5 protein-coding genes are annotated in these 6,586 nt (G+C 54.3%); 2 read left to right on the forward strand and 3 right to left on the reverse strand.

Annotated elements, in window-relative coordinates; translation table 11 throughout:
- Window positions 1-412, forward strand: a 412-nt coding sequence (locus V3W31_07640; protein MEE9614806.1) for a TonB-dependent receptor, incomplete at its 5' end; no start/stop codon positions are given.
- A gap of 50 nt (window positions 413-462) precedes the next feature.
- Here the strand turns inward: V3W31_07640 and V3W31_07645 are convergent.
- Window positions 463-3,126, reverse strand: coding sequence for a response regulator (locus tag V3W31_07645; protein ID MEE9614807.1), 2,664 nt, complete (start codon window positions 3,124-3,126; stop codon window positions 463-465).
- Between the two features lie 496 nt (window positions 3,127-3,622).
- On the opposite strand from V3W31_07645, the gene V3W31_07650 reads away from it, so the two are divergent.
- Window positions 3,623-4,522, forward strand: a complete 900-nt coding sequence (locus V3W31_07650; GenBank protein ID MEE9614808.1) for an ABC transporter substrate binding protein — start codon at window positions 3,623-3,625, stop codon at window positions 4,520-4,522.
- A 242-nt stretch (window positions 4,523-4,764) separates the two neighbouring features.
- On the opposite strand, the gene V3W31_07655 is transcribed toward V3W31_07650, so the two are convergent.
- Together V3W31_07655 and V3W31_07660 are read right to left on the reverse strand one after the other, a co-directional pair.
- Window positions 4,765-5,103 carry a TraR/DksA C4-type zinc finger protein gene (locus tag V3W31_07655; protein MEE9614809.1) on the reverse strand — a complete coding sequence of 113 codons (339 nt, stop codon included), beginning with the start codon at window positions 5,101-5,103 and terminating at the stop codon, window positions 4,765-4,767.
- Between the two features lie 139 nt (window positions 5,104-5,242).
- Window positions 5,243-6,478: an NAD(P)/FAD-dependent oxidoreductase gene (locus V3W31_07660; GenBank protein MEE9614810.1), complete on the reverse strand. Its 1,236-nt coding sequence runs from the start codon at window positions 6,476-6,478 to the stop codon at window positions 5,243-5,245.
- Between the last annotated feature and the right edge of the window lie 108 nt (window positions 6,479-6,586).

A 6,586-nucleotide genomic window follows, 5' to 3' on the forward strand; every position in this document is an offset into this window, starting at 1 on the left:
CATAGAGGCGGAGCTCGAGAGGACCTTCAGGGACGGCTCCAGGGTGTACGCCAACTACACCTTTCAGGAGCCCGAGGACAGGGAGACGCACCGAAGGCTCCCGAACGTCGCCAAGCACAAGGCCAACGTCGGGGCCGACCTTGCCATCACAGAGTATCTCAACGCGAACCTGAACGTCTTCTGGTCCGACGAGAGACCCAGGGTCACGGGTGACCCGCGCGACGCGCTCGCCAAATACACGCTGGTCGACCTGACGCTCATAGCGAAGGACTTCGCCGGAGGACTGGAATTAAGGCTCTCGGGCCACAACATACTCGACGAGGATTACGAGGACCCCGAGGACATGTCCGTCCCCGGAGACCTCCCGAGGGACGGGGTAAGCGTCATTGGCGAGGTGCTCTACAGGTTCTGAGCCTTACAACGAGAGTTCCAGTCTGTCGTCTTTCTTGCGGCAGACACCCTTTACTCCTCTGACTTCATTTCGGCCAGAAGCAAAGTGAGCGCTGCCGCAGCACGTCCGGTTTCTCGGGACAGGGCGTCGCAGGCCTCTTTCGCGCCTGTCAGGTCAGCCTTACTGCCCATCCTTTCAAGCTCACGCGTCAGACCCCCGGCCGCTTTAGCGCCGACAGTACTCACGGAGCTATTGTATTTATGGGCCGCCTCCCTGAGGGCCCGGCTGTCCGAGCGCTCTACTGCGCTCTTTATAGCCTCAAGCTGCCCGGGAAACTCATTAAGGAAAACATTGAAGATACGTTTTTTAAGGTTCTCGTTGTAACCCATGATTGCTTTAAGAGCATCTCGGTCTATGACGCTATCGATATCTACCGTCTCCGCTTGATGGATAGTACGAGCCGGACCGGAGTGATTGGAAAGGGCCTCTAATACATTGTCTATGGCCCTTGAGAGCTCCACGGAGTTTATGGGCTTTGACACATAACCGTCCATCCCCGCATCGAGGCAGCGTTTCCTGTCACCGATCATCGCGTGGGCCGTCATGGCGATTATGGGTATGTGTCTACCGGAGGTCTCCTCGGTCTTACGAATGGTGACTGTGGTCTCAAAGCCGTCCATCTTAGGCATCTGAATATCCATCAAGAGCAAATCGAACTCGTTCTTTGCCAGAGCGTTCAGCGCCTCGGTGCCGTCGTTAACGACCGTGACTTCGTATCCCTCGAGCTGGGCCACGGCAAGGATCTGGTTTACCGGGTTGTCCTCGGCAAGAAGGATTTTGAGGGGGGACTTGCTTAAGCGCTGGTGTGCGGCCGTCTTTCGGGCCTTCTCCGTAGCGCATATAGAGATCTCGGCCATTTCAGGGACCACGGCGCCTATGATGGCGTTAAAGAACGCTGATTGCTTTACAGGCTTTATGATGCAATGGCCAAGCGACTGTTTACGGCAAAGCTCCAGCCTACTGGGCTCGGACGTCGAGAGTACTATTATGTCCGCCCCTTGCAAGAGGCCGGGGTCGCCTTTTATCATCCTTGCCAACTCAAAGCCGTCCGTGTCGGGGAGCGTGACGTCGAGAATTATAATTCTGTAAGGGGCATTAGAAGAAGCAGGTGCCGCGGTTTTCCGGAGCGCCTCAAGCGCATTCTCGGCGCTGTTTACGCCTGTAGGGGTCATCTTCCAGCCCAGGGCCATTTCCTCTAAAATGGCAAGGCTGGTGGGGTTGTCGTCAACTATAAGTACAGGCAATCCTTCCAGTCTTTCACTGTAGGTTTCGATAGGCGTAGGCTCTACCTCCTTCTGCACCACGAAGGGTACCGTAAACTGAAAGGTACTCCCCGGCCCGCCGCCTCTGCCCTTGGGTTTAGCGACAGGGCTCTCGAACCATATCTTCCCGCCCATCAAGTCTACGAGTTGGGATGAGATTGCAAGACCGAGCCCCGTGCCTTCGAACTTGCGGGAAAAAGACGAGTCCACCTGTGTGAATGCGTCAAAAATGGTATCCTGCTTTTCCGGAGGAATACCCATTCCTGTGTCGGTGACTGTAAAGTGCAGTACCACCTCGGTCTCCGCAACGTTCTCATTTTCCACGCGTAGGACCACCTCACCATCATCGGTGAACTTGACGGCATTGCCTATCAGGTTTACGAGTATCTGACGGAACCGGACAGGGTCGCCAACAAGTGCGTCCGGCACATCGTTGGGGACGTGACAGGCGAGTTCCAGTGACCTCTCATGGGCTTGAACGGCGAGAGCGCTCATAATGTCTCCGAGACAGTCCCGGAGCCCGAAGGGCACAGGCTCGATATCGAGCTTGCCTGCCTCAATCTTTGAGAAGTCGAGGATGTCGTTTATCACGGTTAAGAGGGAACTGGAGGAGGTCTTGACTATCTTGAGATAATCATTCTGTTCCTGTGTAAGAGTAGTGTTCAACGTGAGTTCGGTCATCCCTATGATGGCGTTCATGGGCGTGCGTATCTCGTGGCTCATATTAGCCAGGAACTCGCTTTTGGTGCGTGTCGCCTTCTCGGCCGACTCCTTGGCAACACTCAACTCCTCCACCACCTTTTTGCGCTCCCCTACGTAGCGCCTTATGACGTACACGCCGAATATGAGCAGGAATATGTCGAAGCATACTACGCCGAAGAGGGTGAGTATCATTCGCTCGCGATGCTGACGGCTCTTCGCCTCAAAGCGCGTTACGATACGGTTGGCAACTTCGGTAAGGATGGCCGTATTGGCATGGATGTAGGCGTAGGCCCGAGGGGCCTCGACGTCAACGGGCGGGAGTTCGACTATGAGATCGACGTCGCTTTCAGAGAGTTCTATGATCGTTTTGAGCTTTGCCTTATAGGGCTCCCAGAGGCTGCGGAGCTCACCAACGCTATCCTGCAGCTCCTCGGGCGCGGGCGGGAAGACCGTGCCCATAAGCGCACCGCCTTGCTCCATCATAACGAGCGTCTCCTCAAACGACTCGCTGTTCTCGCGCAACTGCTCCTTGGCCTCGGTCTGCCCCAGCTGTACCTTCTGGGTAAGGGCGCCAAGCTTCTGGGAGAGCATCCTCTGGCGCCCCGCCATGTTTATGAACTGCACGTCCGCGGAAGTCTGGTCAAGGTAGTTGTAGAAAATCCAGATAGCGACGAGCGCCGCACAGGTGGGCAGTAACAGTAATAGCCCCACCTTCGTTATAATCGAAAGCCTCTGTGCCGTAACCTCCCCCTTTCTACTCAGTCTCCACTCAGGTTGTAATAATTACTACCCACCATACAGGCAAACTTCCGGCAGCAAAACATACAGCGCGGGTTCCGTTACAACTATCTACGCTATTGCGTATCATAATGATTATACTTTGCAGTACCGGACTAATCAAGCCAAATCGCCCTATTTAAGGAACGGATAGATAGAAACTAAAGCCTTTACAACCGGGATGCCGTTCTGTATACTTGAAAGGGGAGTTCAGGTTCTATTTAGAAGCACTCTACAGGTCTTAATAAGAAAAAGTGGTATTCTTATTGCATATTTATAACAATGGATTCGACTGATTTAGCGAGAGAACGAGCGCTTGGAAATGAGGACAGAGTACAAACATAACGGAACGGGACATACCGGTAACGGGCGTGGGTGGGCCTATCTTTGCCAAGGTCGCCTACTTAAGGGCCTCACCCTTTTGCTGCTTATGGTCTTCGCATCCGTCGGGCACTCTCTTGCGGCAGACATCACGGCCATCAAGAGCCTTGACATCAAGCCCTACAGGAGCGCGATCACCGGCTTTAAATCGACCGTCTCCGCAAAGGTTACCGAGTATGTTATACGGCATAAGAACTCAAAGGGTGAAACCGAAGAGGAACTGATATTTCTCATAAGGGACGGAGAGTCTGAGCTTATCTTCACCCTCGGCACGGACGCCCTGGACCTGATACAGAAAGAATTCCACGACATCCCGGTGGTATTTACTTTCGTGCTGAACCCAAACGGCGTAATGGGAAGGGACTGGGATAGTAGCAGGTCGAACTTCCATGGGATAAGCATGAACGTGCCGCCCGATAAGCAGCTCGATGTGCTTAAAAAGGTCATGCCTGGTGTAAAGCGGGTGGGTGTGGTCTATGACCCATCAAAGACAAAAGAGCTTATTGACACTGCGCTGAAAGCCGCCGAAGAACTCGGCTTGCATCTCGTTGCGAACAAGGTCTCAACCGGCACCGAGGCCATCGACGCCGTAAACCTTATGGCCGGCAGGGTAGACGCCCTGTGGATGGTACCGGATACCACGGTAACAACCCCCGCATCTATCGATTATATGCTCCGCTTCTCAAAGAAGAGGTCAATACCAATCATCGGCATATCCGAGAAGTATGTTAAAAATGGCGCGCTCTTCGCCCTTTCATTTGACAGTGAGGATGTTGGAAGGCAGGCGGGTGAGATAGCGGAGGTCCTTCTGAGCGGAAAGAAGCTGGGTGGTGCCACTCGCCTTTACTCGCCGAGGACGCTCAAGCTCTCTATCAACATCGCTACGGCGAAGAATATGGGGATCCGTATCCCCAAAAAACTTGTAAGGACCGCCGACAGGGTTTATTAAGTCCGAAGAATTAAACGCAAATGCTGCCCTACGACCCCATGTCCCCACCAGAACCAGGTCCAAGAGACTTAATAGCTACTATCGGTAATCATTAATTAGCGAGCTTCCTTATAGGTGCGGACTTGTAGATGTACTCGACACTCTTGACTTGCCTCTCCTCGCAATACCTCTGACTCCCCGAAAAAAGCCATTGTATGGAAATGGCCGAAGGCCGAACCGCCGAACCGCCGAACCGCAGGTGGTCATCTTCCGCCCATGCACTTTACACAGTATATGCTCTCGGGCATGATCATGATACGCCCTGCGGGAATGGGCTCTTCACACTCGCGGCAGATACCGAACTCCTCTTCATCGAGCCTTGAGAGCGCGGCTTTGAGCCTTGAGAGCCGGTCCCTGGCATTGGATAGAGAGGCCTCGCTTATGCTCTTGGCGTTTATCGCCTCCATCCTCGTAAGACGCCCTATGGCGTTATCCGGAGCCACGGGCTTTGAGGAGTCGCAAAGTTTCTCCACGGTATCCTCAAGCACGCCAATATCGACGAGCATCTTTTCTCTTAATCTATCCTTCTCTTCACCGGTCATAGCGGTTAATATCTACGGTAGCGTAAACTGTTATGTGTAAATAAGACGACGCCCTTCCCAATCGGCACAAAGGCAGCGTGACGCTGGGCGCGCGCCCGGCGGCACGCCGGTCTAAATATTGGGTCCAGCGTCACGCTGGCTACAACCACCTTTTGGTCGAATAGTTACCCGTAACAAGACGCCTTATGGACTGCCCCATGATCTGCCTGCCCCAGTTAAGCTCTCCGTACAGACAGAGGAAGTTCCACAGGTCGCTGCCCAGAGAGAGCAGTTCCCGTTTTTTCAGTTTTTTTATCGGCTCCCATAAGTCCGCCTCATAGACATCCGACGTCACGGCCTTTATCGGGTTCCACTGGTCCGTTGTGTGGTTTACCTCGGATACTATCTGTTCCCGGTATATCTCCTGCACCGGACGTGCCTCATGCAGGGACTCTATTATCGACTCGCCCGCTATTGCGCCTGAATGCAGGGCGCAACTCATGCCCTCGGCAAGCATGTTGAAGAACCCGGCGGCCTGCCCCGTTACGAGGACGTTCCCCCTGCCGAAGACGTAGCGGTTTATGATCGAGGGGCCGAAGTTGTGCGCGCCGCCCTCCTTTGCGTCTGCCGGCGCAAGGATCACCCCGTGGTTTTCCTTCAGGTATGCTACGACTCTTTGGTGATACTCGTCGACGTTTCCGCCCTGCTTAAACCCAACCCCGATAATCTGCTTGCCGTCCCTTCTATGACTCCATGTATAGTGCCCGAGTTTTGGGTTAACCCAGAAGTGGAAGTACTCGGCATCGAGCGGGCATTCGATTATTTCATGAAACTTATGCGCGGCGACGAACCAGGGGATGTGCTTGTTGTAGTCCGGGTAAAGGGCGCTCCGAACGGGCGAATTAGCTCCGTCCGCGCCTATGACGAAGCTCGCCGTGTAAGTGACCTCTTCACCGTCTTTGCGTGCCTTAACAACTGCGGTCTTGCCGTCCGTGGAGAGACCGGTACATGAGGTCTCGTCGTGCACTTCCACGCCCGAGCGAGTGATGCCCCAGTAGTCGGAGTACTTTCTGTGCAGGTGAGGGGTCGGTCCGCCGGCAAAGTCCATCGGCAGGGTAGGCGAATTGGGGAAGTGAAACTGTACGCCGCGGCAAGAGGTCGGGTCGTAAAGCGCTTCTTTCGGCAGCGGGCCGAAGTTCTCTATAAGAAACCGGTGTCCCCTCGGCGAAAGTATGCCGCTGCAGATCTTATGGCGCGGAAGTTTCCTGAAGTCGATCGCTATTGTTTTTAACCCTGCGTCAACGAGTCTTTTACCGGCGGCGGCCGCGCTTGGGCCGGTACCGACTATAAGTACGTCTGTTTTATAATCGTTAGTGCCCATAAGCCTTTTTTCCATTTCCCTATTCGTTAGGCCCGATACACGCAAGGTGCGTTACGGGCCGGTCCGTTACGGCTTTAAAAAGGGCGACGTCCGCCGGATTTTCAACGACTATGCGTTCGACCT

The organism is Thermodesulfobacteriota bacterium (genome assembly GCA_036482575.1).
Classification (GTDB): Bacteria; Desulfobacterota; GWC2-55-46; order GWC2-55-46; family JAUVFY01; genus JAZGJJ01.

Bases quoted from the DNA above. Each gene is read 5' to 3' on its own strand.
- V3W31_07650 (MEE9614808.1), top strand. From the start codon at position 3,623: ATGGTCTTCGCATCCGTCGGGCACTCTCTTGCGGCAGACATCACGGCC.
- V3W31_07655 (MEE9614809.1), bottom strand. From the start codon at position 5,103: ATGACCGGTGAAGAGAAGGATAGATTAAGAGAAAAGATGCTCGTCGAT.
- V3W31_07660 (MEE9614810.1), bottom strand. From the start codon at position 6,478: ATGGAAAAAAGGCTTATGGGCACTAACGATTATAAAACAGACGTACTT.